The following is a 13,595-nucleotide window of genomic DNA, read 5'->3' as shown; positions in this document are numbered from 1 at the left end:
TTGGATCGAATGAGGCCAGCGGCGCATACTTGCCGCCATGAAGAAGACCATCCCCCTGCGCTCCGACCACATCACCCAGGGCAAGGCCCGCGCGCCCAACCGCTCCATGTACTACGGCATGGGCTACAAGGAAGGCGATTTCGGCAAGCCCATGGTGGGCGTGGCCAACGGCCACAGCACCATCACGCCCTGCAACAGCGGCCTGCAGAAGCTGGCCGACGCGGCGGTGAAAGGCATCGAGGAAGCCGGCGGCAACCCGCAGATCTTCGGCACGCCGACCATCTCCGACGGCATGGCGATGGGCACCGAAGGCATGAAGTACTCGCTGGTCAGCCGCGAGGTCATCTCCGACTGCATCGAGACCTGCGTGCAGGGCCAGTGGATGGACGGCGTGGTCGTCATCGGCGGCTGCGACAAGAACATGCCCGGCGGCCTGATGGGCATGCTGCGCGCCAACGTGCCGGCCATCTACGTCTACGGCGGCACCATCCTGCCCGGAAAGTGGAAGGGCGAGGACCTCAACATCGTCAGCGTGTTCGAGGCCGTCGGCCAGAACGCCGCCGGCAAGATCAGCGACCAGGAACTCAAGGACATCGAGCAGCACGCCATCCCCGGCACGGGCTCCTGCGGCGGCATGTACACGGCCAACACGATGTCGTCGGCCTTCGAGGCGCTGGGCATCTCGCTGCCCTACTCCTCCACGATGGCCAACCCGCACGACGAGAAGATGAACTCGGCGAAGGAGTCGGCCAAGGTCCTGCTGGAGGCGATCAAGAAGGACATCAAGCCGCGCGACATCGTCACGCGCAAGGCGATCGAAAACGCCGTGGCGGTGATCATGGCCACGGGCGGCTCCACCAACGCGGTGCTGCACTTCCTGGCCATCGCGCATGCGGCCGAGGTCGAGTGGACCATCGAGGACTTCGAGCGCATCCGCCAGAAGACGCCGGTCCTCTGCGACCTCAAGCCCAGCGGCAAGTACCTCGCCGTCGACCTGCATCGCGCCGGCGGCATTCCCCAGGTGATGAAGATCCTGTTGAACGCGGGCCTGCTCCACGGCGACTGCATCACGATCACGGGCCAGACCATCGCCGAGGTGCTCAAGGACATCCCCGACCAGCCGCGCGCCGACCAGGACGTGATCCGGCCGATCTCGAAGCCGATGTACGAACAGGGCCACCTCGCCATCCTCAAGGGCAACCTCTCGCCCGAGGGCGCGGTCGCCAAGATCACGGGCCTGAAGAACCCGGTGATCACCGGCCCGGCGCGCGTGTTCGACGACGAACAGTCGGCGCTGCAGGCGATCCTGGACGGCAAGATCAAGGCGGGCGACGTGATGGTGCTGCGCTACCTCGGCCCCAAGGGCGGCCCGGGCATGCCGGAGATGCTGGCGCCCACGGGCGCGCTGATCGGCGCGGGGCTGGGCGAGAGCGTGGGGCTGATCACCGACGGCCGCTTCTCGGGCGGCACCTGGGGCATGGTGGTGGGCCACGTCGCGCCGGAGGCGGCGGCGGGCGGCACGATCGCCTTCGTGAACGAGGGCGACTCGATCACCATCGACGCACACAAGCTGGTGCTGCAGCTGAACGTGCCGGATGCGGAACTGGCGAAACGCAAGGCAGGCTGGAAGGCGCCGGCGCCGCGCTACACGCGGGGCGTGCAGGCCAAGTTCGCGTTCAATGCGGCCAGCGCCAGCAAGGGCGCCGTCCTCGACAACTACTGAAGTTCCGGATCAGCGCTTGCGGCCCTTGCTCGTGGGCATGCCGAGCGCTTCCTTCTGCTTGTCGATGCGGGCCTGCTTGCGGTCGTTCTCCCGCTCGATGACCTTGCGCTTGGTGTAGCCGGACCAGTCGGCCCAGCTCCACCAGGCCACGGCCAGGCCGAAGGGCGTGAGCACGATCCACCAGCTCCACTCGGCGACCGGGCCCATCTCGAGGTACTTCATCGCGAGGAGGATGATTCCGATGATCAGCAGGTACATGTCGTCAACCGCGTTCACTAGAATGGCGTTGGGGTACTGTACCCCAACCCAACCGTTTGCCCCAGACAGAGGAACGCTCATGAAAAGCGCCGTCATCGCCCTGCTCGCCGCCGCCGCCGTGGCGCCGGCCTTCGCACAGCAGGACCTGGCCCAGGCCAAGGGCTGCTTCGCCTGCCACGCCGTCGACAAGAAGGTCGTCGGCCCGTCCTACAAGGAAGTCGCCGCCAAGTACGCCGCCGACAAGACGGCCGTCGACAAGCTCGCCCAGAAGATCGTCAAGGGCGGCGCGGGCGTTTGGGGGCCGGTGCCGATGCCGGCCAACACGCAGGTCAGCGAGGCGGAAGCGAAGAAGCTCGCGGCGTGGGTGATGGCCCAGAAATGACGCGCTGAGCGCCACGAAAAAGGCCCGCTTCGGCGGGCCTTTCGTTTGGTGCCAAGACACCGGATTCCGGCCTGCGCCGGAATGACAGCTCAGACGTTCTGCGCCAGCTGCTCCAGGATCGCGGGGTTCTCGAGCGTCGTGGTGTCCTGCGTGATGGCCTCGCCCTTCGCGATGGAGCGCAGCAGGCGGCGCATGATCTTGCCGCTGCGCGTCTTGGGCAGGTTGTCGCCGAAGCGGATGTCCTTGGGCTTCGCGATGGGCCCGATCTCCTTGGCCACCCAGTTGCGCAGCTCGTTGGCGATCTGCTTGGCCTCGTCGCCGGTCGGGCGCGAGCGCTTGAGCACCACGAAAGCCACCACCGCTTCCCCGGTGAGGTCGTCGGGACGGCCGACGACCGCGGCTTCGGCGACCAGGTCGGTCTTCGACACCAGCGCCGACTCGATCTCCATCGTGCCCAGGCGGTGGCCCGACACGTTCAGCACGTCGTCGATGCGGCCCGTGATGCGGAAGTAGGCCGTCTTCGCGTCGCGCACCGCGCCGTCGCCGGCGAGGTACATCTTGCCTCCCAGCTCCGGCGGGAAGTAGCTTTTCTGGAAGCGCTCCGGGTCGCCCCAGATCGTGCGGATCATCGACGGCCACGGCCGCTTGATCACCAGCATGCCGCCGGACCCGTTGGGGACGTCGTGCCCCGCCTCGTCGACGATCGCGGCCATGATGCCCGGCAGCGGCAGCGTGCACGAACCCGGCACCAGCGGTGTCGCGCCCGGCAGCGGCGTGATCACGTGGCCGCCCGTCTCCGTCTGCCAGAACGTGTCGACGATGGGGCAGCGCTCGCCGCCGACATTGCGGTGGTACCACATCCACGCCTCGGGGTTGATCGGCTCGCCCACCGTGCCCAGGATGCGCAACGACGTGAGGTTCCAGTTCTTCGGGTGCACCTTCTCGTCGGTGTCGGCGGCCTTGATCAGCGAGCGGATCGCCGTGGGCGCCGTGTAGAACACCGTGACCTTGTGCTTCTCGATCATCTGCCAGAAGCGGCCCGCGTGCGGGAAGGTCGGGATGCCTTCGAAGATCACCTGCGTCGCGCCTGCGGCCAGCGGGCCGTAGGCAACGTACGTGTGGCCCGTGATCCAGCCGATGTCGGCGGTGCACCAGAAGACGTCGTTGGGCCGGATGTCGAACGTCCAGTCCATCGTGAGCTTGGCCCACAGCAGGTAGCCGCCGGTGGAGTGCTGCACGCCCTTGGGCTTGCCCGTGGAGCCCGAGGTGTAGAGGATGAAGAGCGGGTGCTCGGCGCCCACCGGCTCCGGCTTGCACTCGTTGCCCTGCCCTTGCAGGATTTCCGTGAAGGTCTTGTCGCGGCCGGCGACCATGTTGCACGACGTGGCCGTGCGCATGAAGACGAACACCGACTTGAGCGTGTCGCAGCCGCCCATGGCGACGCCTTCGTCGACGATGGACTTGAGCGGCAGCTCCTTGCCACCGCGCATCTGGAAGTTGGCCGTGATCACCGCGACCGCGCCGGCGTCGATGATGCGCTCGTTGAGGGACTTGGCCGAGAAGCCACCGAACACCACGCTGTGCGTCGCGCCGATGCGCGCGCACGCCTGCATGGCGATCACGCCTTCAATGGTCATCGGCATGTAGACGATGACGCGGTCGCCCTTCTTGATGCCTTGCGACTTGAGCGCGTTGGCGAACTGGCTCACCTTGGCGAGCAGCTCCTTGTAGGTGATCTTCGTGACGGCGCCGTCGTCGGCCTCGAAGACGATGGCCGTCTTGTCCGCCACCGCCGTGCCCATGTGCTTGTCCAGGCAGTTGGCCGAGGCGTTCAGCTCGCCGTCCTCGAACCACTTGTAGAACGGCGCGTTCGACTCGTTCAGCGTCTTCGTGAACGGCTTGGTCCACTGCACGTTGTCGCGCGCCAGGCGGGCCCAGAAGCCCTCGAAGTCGGTCTCGGCTTCCTTGCACAGGGCGTTGTACGCGGCCATGCCGGAAATGCGCGCCGCCTTGACGGTGGCCTCGCCCGGGGGGAACACGCGGTTCTCGACCAGGACCGATTCGATGTTGCTCATGGGTGTGTCTCCGCTGCGTTTGGAATTGCGCCCGAATGTCGGCCTTGCCACTTACAAGCCACTGACGGGAAAGGCAAATCTACTCCCAACGGCCCGCCTAGACCATCCGGTCCGGCCGCACCCACTGGTCGAACTGCTCGGGGGTGACGAAGCCGGTGGCGATGGCGGCCTCGCGCAGGCTCAGGCCCTCCTTGTGGGCCTTCTTGGCGATCTGGGCGGCCTTGTCGTAGCCGATGTGCGGGTTGAGGGCGGTCACCAGCATCAGCGAGCGGTCCACGAGCTCGCGGATGCGCTCCACGTTGGGCGTGATGCCTGCCGCGCAATGGTCGTTGAAGCTGGCCATGCCGTCGGCCAGCAGGCGCACGCTCTGCTGGAAGTTGTGCGCGATCATGGGGCGGAAGACGTTCAACTCGAAATTGCCCGAGGCGCCGCCGAAGTTGATGGCGACGTCGTTGCCGAACACCTGGCAGCACAGCATGGTGACGGCCTCGCTCTGCGTCGGGTTCACCTTGCCCGGCATGATCGAGGAACCCGGCTCGTTCTCGGGGATGCTGATTTCGCCCAGGCCGCTGCGCGGGCCGCTCGCGAGCCAGCGCACGTCGTTGGCGATCTTCATCATGGCCGCCGCCAGCGTCTTCAGCGCGCCGTGCGCGTGCACGAGAGCGTCGGCCGCGGCCATCACCTCGAACTTGTTGGGCGCGCTCACGAAAGGCAGGCCGGTGAGGCGCGCGATTTCGGCCGCCACGCGCTCCGCGTAACCTTCCGGCGCGTTGAGGCCGGTGCCCACGGCCGTGCCGCCGAGCGCCAGTTCGCACAGGTGCGGCAGCGCCCCGTGCAGGTGGCGGTCGCACTGCTCCAGCTGCGCGACGTAGCCCGAGAACTCCTGGCCCAGGGTGAGCGGCGTCGCGTCCTGCAGGTGCGTGCGCCCGATCTTCACGATGCCCTGGAACTCCGCGGATTTCGCGGCCAGCGTGGCCTTCAGCTTCGCCAGCGACGGCACCAGGCGGTTGCGGATGGCGTCGACGGCAGCGACGTGCATGGCCGTCGGGAAGACGTCGTTGGACGACTGGCTCTTGTTCACGTCGTCGTTGGGGTGCACCAGGCGGCCTTCGCCGCGCGGGCCGCCCAGAAGTTCGCTGGCGCGGTTGGCGAGCACCTCGTTGACGTTCATGTTGGTCTGCGTTCCCGAGCCGGTCTGCCAGACCACCAGCGGGAATTCCTCGTCGTGCTTGCCTTCGAGCACCTCGTCGCAGGCGGCGATGATCGCGCCGGCCTTGTCCTGTGACAGCAGCCCCATCAGGTGGTTGACCACCGCCGACGAGCGCTTGACCTGCACCAGCGCGCGCAGGATCTCCCGTGGCTGGCGCTCCCCCGAAATGGCGAAGTTCTGCAGGGAGCGCTGGGTCTGCGCCCCCCACAGGCGGTTGGCAGGGACATCGATCGGGCCGAAGGTGTCCTTTTCGGTTCGGGTCTTCATGGGTGTGGCGTGTTGTCGACAGCGGAAAGTGCCTCGACCGTTGAGCTTTTCACGGTCATTGTGCTCCTGCGGGGGTTCCGGCGCGCACCCCTTGGACGGCTGAGCCAGTCGCGGCTTAATGGCGGCGTGCAGCCCTTCCATGAGTTCCTGGTGCGATGGTCCGAAGCGGACGTCTCCGCCATCGCCTACGCGGTCACCCATGCCAACAGCCGCCGCCCCGAGCACGTCTTCCTCGTGGAGCAGCTGCGCATCGTCGCCGAGCGCTGGCAGAAGGGGCTGGACCTCGAGGTGCGGCACATGCAGCAGCGGATGCCGCGCTGATCGAACTCAGCCCTCCAGCTCCCGCACGAACGCCCCGGCCCTCGCGACACCCTCCGGGCGCGTCGAGGTGACCACGAACGCCGCCTGTGCGAGATCGGCAGCCCACCTGTGGGCGAGCTTCTGGCGGTCGGCCGCGTGCGTCGGGCCGGCACCCGTCGGGGGCGAAAAGATTCCATGGATCCACACCGTCCTTCGCGCCAACCGGTCCAGCACGGGGTCGGTGAGGGACTCGAGCGTGTCCAGGTGCAGCTGGAAGCATGCGTCTGCGGGAGCGACCTCGAGCCACGCCTCCATGTCTTCGTTCCGGGGCCCGGACACACCCAGCACATAGCCGCTTGACCTGGCCAGGTCGGACCACGCAGAGACCGCGGCAGCCCCTGGAAAGCGCGGCGGGCTGTGCGCGAACAGGAAACCTTGAGCGCACTTCGAGAGCGCGGCCATGGACGCTGAAAGCTGCGCCGGGGGACGGCGTTGCGCCGCGCAGTCGAATTCGCCGTCCCTGGACACAAGGAGTGCGGGAGGCGGGACAAGGTCGCCGGGCCGGCGGCCGCGCAGGACGCGCACGGCCATGAACCGCAGGCGCGACGGCCGCGGGCTGCCGAACTTGGTCGAAACCCGCATGCCCTCGTCGCCGAGCTCCCCCAGCAGGCGTTCGGCATGGCCCGCACCGTAGAACGGCGCCGTGTCGAATTGGTGGAAGCCGCTGGCGATGGCCTGCCGCAGGACCTGCCGCGCGATGTCCGGGGCGCACTTCGACCCGAGCGACGCGGTCCCGAACACGCCGCGCTTCAGGCGTACCGGATCTGCAATGCCAGCCGGCTGCGCCGGGTCGGCGGAAGCGCGCGATGGAAGCAAGACGTGTCCTCGATGAATCCGCAGCCGGCCTTTCCCTCCACGACCAGCACACGTTGCCGGCCGTACGTCGCGTAGATCTCGTCGTCGCTGCGGCGCGCGCTGCCCAGCAGGTGCATGAGGCGTTTCGACCGATGCGACCCGCGGATCAATTCGTGCGCGCCGGCTTCGCGGTCGACGTCGGAAAGGTAGAAGAAGGCGTAGACGAAGCCGAAACCGTGGACATCGTAGTGGAACATCACGGTCTGGTTCCGCATTTCACGGTACGCCGTGTCGGCGGGCGCCACGAGGCTCTCCTGGACGCGGATTTCGACGCGCCGGGGCTCGCGGCCCAGCAGCTTCGATGCCACGGCGACCAGATGCTCGTCGCGGGCGATTCGCCGCGTGGTCTCCGCAAGGGCCTCCGACACGAAGTCGACGAGGATGACCGGCTCCGCGAGCGTCGCATTGCCGCTGCGCAGTGCGGCGTCGACGATGCGCCGCGGAGGATTGGCTTCGATGCACTGCGCCTGCGCGATGTGGTCCAGGAGTTCCCGCAAGACCTCGTCGCGCAGCTTCAGGCCCGTGTGGACGCTGTCGCTGGCAAGGTCACGCGCCGCGCCGTCGACATCGAAAGGCTCGACGCACCGGCTGCGGGCATCGGCGGCTACACCGGCGAAGCCCAGGCGGGCACGCACCTGGCGCACGAGGGCCCGCAGGATCGCGAACCTGCCAAGGGCGTAAATCGCCGTCTGGGCGAAGGACCGGTTTCCCCACGTGCGGATCAGCTGCATTGCGCCGACGATTCTGTTGGGGCAGCGCGAGGCCGTCAACGTGGCGGTTCGGCCGTGCACCGCCTCTTCGTTGCGCACTAATGCGCGAAGCGGGCCGAAATTCGGCCGTTACCGCAGAGGCACGCCACGTGGCCTGCGTGCGGACTAGAGTTGCGGGGGTGACGACCATGTACGCGACCGGCCAGCCCAAGACCCCGCCACCCGCGGGCGAACGCGACAGGAACCGCCGCGACCGCTCCGAGGGCACCGGCGAAGGAGCGTCGAGCGCCTACGCACGCCTGAAGCGGCAGAGCGAGCAGCGGGCGCGCCAGCGCCCGGCGGAAGACCCTTCGAAGGACCCGTCGCGCGATTGATGCGGGGGCGGTGCGGCTGAGCAGCGGATAATCGGGTTTTCCCGAAGTCCACCCCGCCAGCCCATGCCCACCACGATCCAGGCCGCCGACCTCATCGAATCGATCGCCGGCGCGCTCCAGTACATCAGCTACTACCACCCGGCCGACTACATCGCGCACCTCGCGCGCGCCTACGAGCGCGAGCAAAGCGCCGCCGCCAAGGACGCGATCGCGCAGATCCTGACCAACAGCCGCATGAGCGCGACCGGCCACCGGCCGATCTGCCAGGACACCGGCATCGTCAACGTGTTCCTCAAGGTCGGCATGGACGTGCGCTTCGAGGGCTTCAAGGGCAGCATCGCGGATGCGATCAACGAAGGCGTGCGCCGCGGCTACGAGCACCCGGACAACCGGCTGCGCGCCTCGGTCGTCGCCGACCCGCTGTTCGAGCGGAAGAACACCAAGGACAACACCCCTGCCGTCGTCTTCATGGAGATCGTGCCCGGCGACAAGCTGGACGTGACGGTGGCCGCCAAGGGCGGCGGCAGCGAGAACAAGAGCAAGTTCGTCATGCTCAACCCGAGCGATTCGCTGGTCGACTGGGTGCTCAAGACGGTGCCCACGATGGGCGCCGGCTGGTGCCCGCCCGGCATGCTGGGCATCGGCATCGGCGGCACCGCGGAGAAGGCGATGCTGTCGGCCAAGGAATCGCTGATGGACGACATCGACATGTACGAGCTGCTGCAGCGCGGTCCGAAGGACAAGACCGAGGAGCTGCGCATCGAGCTGTACGAGAAGGTCAACGCGCTGGGCATCGGCGCGCAGGGGCTGGGCGGCCTCACCACCGTGCTCGACATCAAGATCAAGATGTTCCCCACGCACGCGGCCAGCAAGCCCGTGGCGATGATCCCCAATTGCGCCGCCACGCGCCACGCGCATTTCGTGATGGACGGCTCGGGCCCCGTGTACCTCGACGCGCCCAGCCTGGACCTGTGGCCCGACGTCGAGTGGGCGCCCGACTACAACAAGAGCAAGCGCGTCAACCTGGACACCCTGACGAAGGAAGAAGTCGCGAGCTGGAAGCCGGGCGACACGCTCCTCCTGAACGGAAAGATGCTCACCGGCCGCGACGCCGCGCACAAGCGCATCCAGGACATGCTGGCCAGGGGCGAGAAGCTTCCGGTGGACTTCACCAACCGCGTCATCTACTACGTCGGCCCCGTCGACCCGGTGCGCGACGAGGTGGTCGGCCCCGCCGGCCCGACGACGGCCACGCGCATGGACAAGTTCACGGAGATGATGCTGGCGCAGACGGGCCTCATCTCCATGATCGGCAAGGCCGAGCGCGGCCCGGTGGCGATCGAGGCGATCCGCAAGCACAAGAGCGCCTATCTGATGGCCGTCGGCGGCGCGGCCTATCTCGTCTCGAAGGCGATCAAGCAGGCCAAGGTCGTCGGCTTCGCCGACCTGGGCATGGAGGCGATCTACGAATTCGACGTGGTCGACATGCCGGTCACCGTCGCGGTGGACGCGGGCGGCACGAGCGCGCACGTCACCGGCCCGGCCGAGTGGAGCCAGCGCATCGCCAAGGGCGAGTTCAAGGGCATCGCCGTCGCCGCCGCTTGATCGGCGTCTTCGACTCCGGCATCGGCGGGCACTCGGTGCTGCGCGCATTGCGCGCGCAGTTGCCGGACGAGCCCTTCGCCTACTTCGCGGACACCGAACACGCGCCCTACGGCGAACGCGATGAAGCGTTCGTCGCGCAGCGCTCGCTCGCCATCACCCGCAAGTTCATCGAGGAAGACGGCGCGAATCTCGTGGTCGTCGCGTGCAACACGGCCACGGCGGCGGCGATCCACCTGCTGCGCGAGGCTTATCCGCAGATCCCTTTCGTCGGTGTCGAGCCGCCCCTCAGGCCCGCGGTGGCGGTGACGCGCACCCGGCAGGTCGGCGTGATGGCCACGCGCGGCACGCTGGCCAGCGCGAAGTTCCGGGCGCTGCACGAGTCGCTGGCCGCAAGCGGCGTTCGTTTCATCCTGCAGCCCTGCGATGGCCTCGCCCTCGCGATCGAGACGAACGACGCTGCGCGCGTGCGTGAGCTGTGCGAGCGGTACGTCGGCGCCGTGCAGGCGCAAGGCGACGTCGACACGCTCGTGCTGGGCTGCACCCACTACGCGCTCGTCGACGACGTGCTGCAGGCGGCGGCGGGCGACGGTGTGCGCCTGGTCGAGCCGGGCGTGCCCGTCGCGCGGCGCGTCGCCGCCCTGCTCGCCTAGGCCGCGTCGACGGCGCTGCGCCGGCCGCGTTGCACGTCGATCGGCACCAGCAGCACCAGGCCCACGATGAACAGGCCCGCAGTACCGACGATTGCGAGCCGCTGGTTGCCACCGGTGGCCCACGTGATGGCGCCATAGCCCAGCGGCCCGATGATGCTCGCCAGGCGGATCGCGAAGGTCCACAAGCCGTAGAACTCCGCCAGCTGCTTCTGCGGCGCGAACATGCCGGCCAGCGCGCGGCCGGCCGACTGGCTCGAGCCCATGCAAAGGCCCGCGATGGCCGCGGCCCACCAGAACTGGCCCTTGTTCGTCGAGACGGCAGCGATCACGCAGGTCGCCACCCACCCCACCAGCGTCGTCCCCAGCGCGATCTTGTGGCCGATGCGGTCCTGCAGGTAGCCCCACGCGAACGCCCCCAGCGCCGCCGCGACGTTCAGCACGAAGATCAGCACCATCGTCTCCTGCTGCTTGAATCCGATCACCGTTTCGGCGTAGATCGCGGCGAGCGTGATCGCGACCGCCACGCCCGCCTGGTAGAACACGGCGCAGAGCATCAGCCACATGAAGTCCTTGAAGCGGCGCGCCTGGCGGAAGGTGGCGCGCAACTGGTGGAGCGACGCGAGGAAACCCGGTTCACGCATGGAGTCGGGATTGGGCTGCGCGCGTTCGCGCAGCAGCGCGAAGGTCGCGAGCGAGGCGGCCCCATAGATCACGGCGGTGATCACCATCGTGACGGGAACGAACTGCGCGGCGGGGATGCCCTGCCCTTGCGCCCAGATCACGTAGCCCAGGCACACGCCCAGCGCCAGCATCCCGCCGAAATAGCCGAAGCTCCAGCCCCAGCCGCTCACCTTGCCCAGCGACTCCGCCTTCGCCAGCTCGGGCAGGAAGGCTGCGGTCAGGGACTCGCCGTACGAATAGAAGGTGTTGGAGATGACGATCAGCAGGACCGCCAGTGCCACGCTGCCCGGCCCCGCGAGCGCAAGTGCCGCGGTGGACACGACACAGCCCGCCGTGAAAAGCGCCAGCAGCTTCTTCTTGGCCGCGCGCAGGTCCGCGTACGCGCCGATGCTGGGCATGGTGAACATCACGATCGCGTACGACACCGAAAGCGCCGCGGTCCACGCGAACGTCGCCCACTCGGCCTTGCCTGCGATGCCACCGACGAAGTAGGCCGCGAACACCGCCGTGATGACCACCGTGGTGTAGCCCGAGTTGGCGAAGTCGTACATCGCCCAGCCGAACACCTCGCGCTTGCGCACGCCGGGGTTCAGCGCGTCCTGGGAAAAGAGTGCCATCGGCCCCCTCCTTGTTTGGGGCCGATGCTACTTCACGTCAATGCAAGTGGCGTGGCCGGCGGCCGCCGCCATGGCCGCCCCCAGGCCCCCCGCTGCCGCGCGGGGGCTTGCCGATCTCCAGCGAGCTCACCAGCGCGTCGAAGCGCTGCGAGAACAGCCGGTCGATCTCGGCGACGACGCCATTGAGCTCGCCCGCGTCGAAGTGGCGCTCCATCAGGTTCACCACGTCCTCCACCAGCAGGTCGCGCTGCACCTGCATGATGGCCGCCGGCGTGGGGCCGACGAACAGCATCACGAAGTCGTCACGGGCCTCGGCCTCGGGCGGCTCTTCCTCCTCGTCGAACTCGGCGTCGTAGAACGTGACCTCGATGGCCGCGCCCTGCTCCGACAGTTCATTGAGGCTCATGGCCATCTCGTCGAGCGACTGGCGGAAGTCCTGGTCGCCCTCCACCGTCCAGCACATGCGCAGCACGTGCTCGGTGGCGTCGAACTTGATGCCGGGCTCTTCCTCGTAGGCGCTCTCCGCCGCATCCGCCAGCGATTTCGCGCCGGCGTATTTCCACAGGGGCTTGAGCGCCTCCTGCAGCTGCGTATAGGTTACGTCGGCGCGCAGGGGCACGTCGCCGTGCACGTGGATCTCGAAGGGGGCGTCGTAATTGGCCATGGGGACGAAAGGTGAAGTTTAGACTATGGGAACTCTTCAGATGGCCGCCCCGGAATGATCAAGCAATTGGCGAAGGACTGCCTGCGCGCCGCCGGCTTCGAGCTGCGCCGGGTGCCGGCAGGCACGCAGGGCCCGGTCCAGAGAGCGGATCGGCGGTTCGTCAACTTCCACATCGGTTGCGGCGCCATCCTCGCGCCGCAGTTCCTGAACATCGACGGCGACCTGACGTCCGCCGGCTTGCCGCGCGGCGTTCGCGGGCCGGTACCGGCGCCGGGTCGCCCCGAGGCATTCGCATGGGCCCACGACCTTCGCGCGGGCATCCCCGCGCACGACGGCTGCCTGGAGACGATCTACCACGCGCACTTCCTCGAGCACCTGACGGTGGCCGAAGGCATCGCTTTCCTCGCCGAGTGCCGGCGCAGCCTGCGCCGCGGCGGTTGCATGCGGGTGGCGGTGCCGGACCTCGAGCTGTGGTCCCGGAGCCTGGCGTCGGCGGACCCGACATTGTTCGACTGGTACCGGCGCGCGTACCTGGGCGACGACAGCGAGGCCTACCCTACGCGCGGCTCGGTTTTCGCGGGAATGTTGTACGGGTGGCAGCACCGCACGGCGTTCGACTACGACACGCTGGCGGCGCGCCTCTCGGCGGCCGGTTTCGACCGCATCCGCCGGGTGCCATGGGGAGCGAGCGAGAGGTTGCCGTCAGTCGATGTGCTCGAGCCCGCAGACAGCGAACGGCGGCACGAGAGCCTGGTCGTCGAGTGCGAAAAGGCCTGACGCCGACCTGCTGGTACCTCGGGCCGGACTCGAACCGGCACGCCGCCTTTGGGGCAAGCGGCGGATTTTAAATCCGCTGTGTCTACCCATTTCACCACCGAGGCCCCTGCTCAGGGACTTCATTGTGGCTCATTGGTGGCGAGGGGCTTTTTGGAGGCGCGTACCGGAGTCGAACCGATCTAAACGGATTTGCAATCCGCTGCATAACCGCTTTGCTAACGCGCCGCTTTCCGGATGTGGAAACGGGAAGCACGTGCTTCCCGTTTCTGAATTGGAGCGGGCAAAGAGTCTCGAACTCTCGACCTCAACCTTGGCAAGGTTGCGCTCTACCAACTGAGCTATGCCCGCATATTTCGAGCCTCGAATTATAGCGTAGTTTTTCGGGGC

General features: G+C 67.8%; 14 protein-coding genes and 3 tRNA genes. 7 read left to right on the top strand and 10 right to left on the bottom strand.

The window, feature by feature from the left end:
* Positions 1–37: 37 nt before the first annotated feature.
* On the top strand, positions 38–1,723 hold the full coding sequence (gene ilvD / locus WG903_RS11065; protein ID WP_340075228.1) for a dihydroxy-acid dehydratase: 1,686 nt from the start codon (positions 38–40) through the stop codon (positions 1,721–1,723).
* Positions 1,724–1,732: 9 nt separating this feature from the next.
* Here the strand turns inward: ilvD and WG903_RS11060 are convergent, their stop codons facing one another.
* A complete protein-coding gene (locus tag WG903_RS11060; protein ID WP_340078226.1) occupies positions 1,733–1,981 on the bottom strand; it encodes a TIGR04438 family Trp-rich protein in 249 nt (82 codons plus the stop codon).
* Between the two features lie 79 nt (positions 1,982–2,060).
* Here WG903_RS11060 and WG903_RS11055 point away from each other — a divergent pair, with 79 nt between their 5' ends.
* Positions 2,061–2,363, top strand: coding sequence for a c-type cytochrome (locus tag WG903_RS11055; protein WP_340075225.1), 303 nt, complete (start codon positions 2,061–2,063; stop codon positions 2,361–2,363).
* Positions 2,364–2,452: 89 nt separating this feature from the next.
* Here the strand turns inward: WG903_RS11055 and acs are convergent, their stop codons facing one another.
* Positions 2,453–4,438 carry an acetate--CoA ligase gene (acs, locus tag WG903_RS11050; RefSeq protein WP_340075223.1) on the bottom strand — a complete coding sequence of 662 codons (1,986 nt, stop codon included), beginning with the start codon at positions 4,436–4,438 and terminating at the stop codon, positions 2,453–2,455.
* Positions 4,439–4,535: 97 nt separating this feature from the next.
* On the bottom strand, positions 4,536–5,915 hold the full coding sequence (gene fumC / locus WG903_RS11045; protein ID WP_340075221.1) for a class II fumarate hydratase: 1,380 nt from the start codon (positions 5,913–5,915) through the stop codon (positions 4,536–4,538).
* 126 nt (positions 5,916–6,041) lie between these two features.
* Between fumC and WG903_RS11040 the strand changes: the two genes are divergently transcribed.
* Positions 6,042–6,236 (top strand): hypothetical protein, encoded by a 195-nt coding sequence (locus WG903_RS11040; RefSeq protein WP_340075219.1) that lies wholly within the window; start codon positions 6,042–6,044, stop codon positions 6,234–6,236.
* 6 nt (positions 6,237–6,242) lie between these two features.
* On the opposite strand, the gene WG903_RS11035 is transcribed toward WG903_RS11040, so the two are convergent.
* Positions 6,243–7,091 (bottom strand): aldo/keto reductase, encoded by an 849-nt coding sequence (locus WG903_RS11035; protein WP_340075217.1) that lies wholly within the window; start codon positions 7,089–7,091, stop codon positions 6,243–6,245.
* On the bottom strand, positions 7,025–7,861 hold the full coding sequence (locus WG903_RS11030) for a hypothetical protein (protein ID WP_340075215.1): 837 nt from the start codon (positions 7,859–7,861) through the stop codon (positions 7,025–7,027). The genes WG903_RS11035 and WG903_RS11030 overlap by 67 nt, the downstream gene beginning before the upstream one ends.
* Positions 7,862–8,019: 158 nt before the next feature.
* Here WG903_RS11030 and WG903_RS11025 point away from each other — a divergent pair, with 158 nt between their 5' ends.
* The 3 genes from WG903_RS11025 to murI all read left to right on the top strand — a co-directional run bounded on the left by WG903_RS11025 (position 8,020) and on the right by murI (position 10,469).
* Entirely contained in the window at positions 8,020–8,214 is a 195-nt protein-coding gene (locus tag WG903_RS11025) for a hypothetical protein (protein WP_340075213.1), read from the top strand.
* A 63-nt stretch (positions 8,215–8,277) separates the two neighbouring features.
* Positions 8,278–9,819, top strand: coding sequence for a fumarate hydratase (locus WG903_RS11020; RefSeq protein WP_340075211.1), 1,542 nt, complete (start codon positions 8,278–8,280; stop codon positions 9,817–9,819).
* Positions 9,816–10,469: a glutamate racemase gene (murI, locus tag WG903_RS11015; protein ID WP_340075209.1), complete on the top strand. Its 654-nt coding sequence runs from the start codon at positions 9,816–9,818 to the stop codon at positions 10,467–10,469. Before WG903_RS11020 ends, murI begins: the two co-directional genes overlap by 4 nt.
* Here the strand turns inward: murI and WG903_RS11010 are convergent.
* Both WG903_RS11010 and WG903_RS11005 read right to left on the bottom strand, forming a co-directional pair.
* The gene (locus tag WG903_RS11010; RefSeq protein ID WP_340075207.1) at positions 10,466–11,767 is read right to left on the bottom strand and encodes an MFS transporter; all 1,302 of its coding nucleotides are present in this window, start codon (positions 11,765–11,767) and stop codon (positions 10,466–10,468) included. The two genes, murI and WG903_RS11010, sit on opposite strands and share 4 nt — an antisense overlap.
* A gap of 37 nt (positions 11,768–11,804) precedes the next feature.
* A complete protein-coding gene (locus WG903_RS11005; protein ID WP_340075205.1) occupies positions 11,805–12,431 on the bottom strand; it encodes a DUF6806 family protein in 627 nt (208 codons plus the stop codon).
* Positions 12,432–12,485: 54 nt separating this feature from the next.
* On the opposite strand from WG903_RS11005, the gene WG903_RS11000 reads away from it, so the two are divergent.
* Positions 12,486–13,208: a class I SAM-dependent methyltransferase gene (locus WG903_RS11000; protein WP_340075203.1), complete on the top strand. Its 723-nt coding sequence runs from the start codon at positions 12,486–12,488 to the stop codon at positions 13,206–13,208.
* A gap of 11 nt (positions 13,209–13,219) precedes the next feature.
* Here WG903_RS11000 and WG903_RS10995 read toward each other — a convergent pair.
* From WG903_RS10995 to WG903_RS10985, 3 genes are all read right to left on the bottom strand, one after another.
* Positions 13,220–13,312 (bottom strand) — tRNA-Leu (locus tag WG903_RS10995).
* A gap of 47 nt (positions 13,313–13,359) precedes the next feature.
* Positions 13,360–13,433 (bottom strand) — tRNA-Cys (locus WG903_RS10990).
* A gap of 47 nt (positions 13,434–13,480) precedes the next feature.
* Positions 13,481–13,556: transfer RNA gene (locus WG903_RS10985), tRNA-Gly, on the bottom strand.
* Between the last annotated feature and the right edge of the window lie 39 nt (positions 13,557–13,595).

This window comes from Ramlibacter sp. PS4R-6, from assembly GCF_037572775.1.
Classification (GTDB): domain Bacteria; phylum Pseudomonadota; class Gammaproteobacteria; order Burkholderiales; family Burkholderiaceae_C; genus Ramlibacter.
Note: the sequence above shows the minus strand (reverse complement) of the source record. Positions and strands in the feature narration are given on the sequence as shown.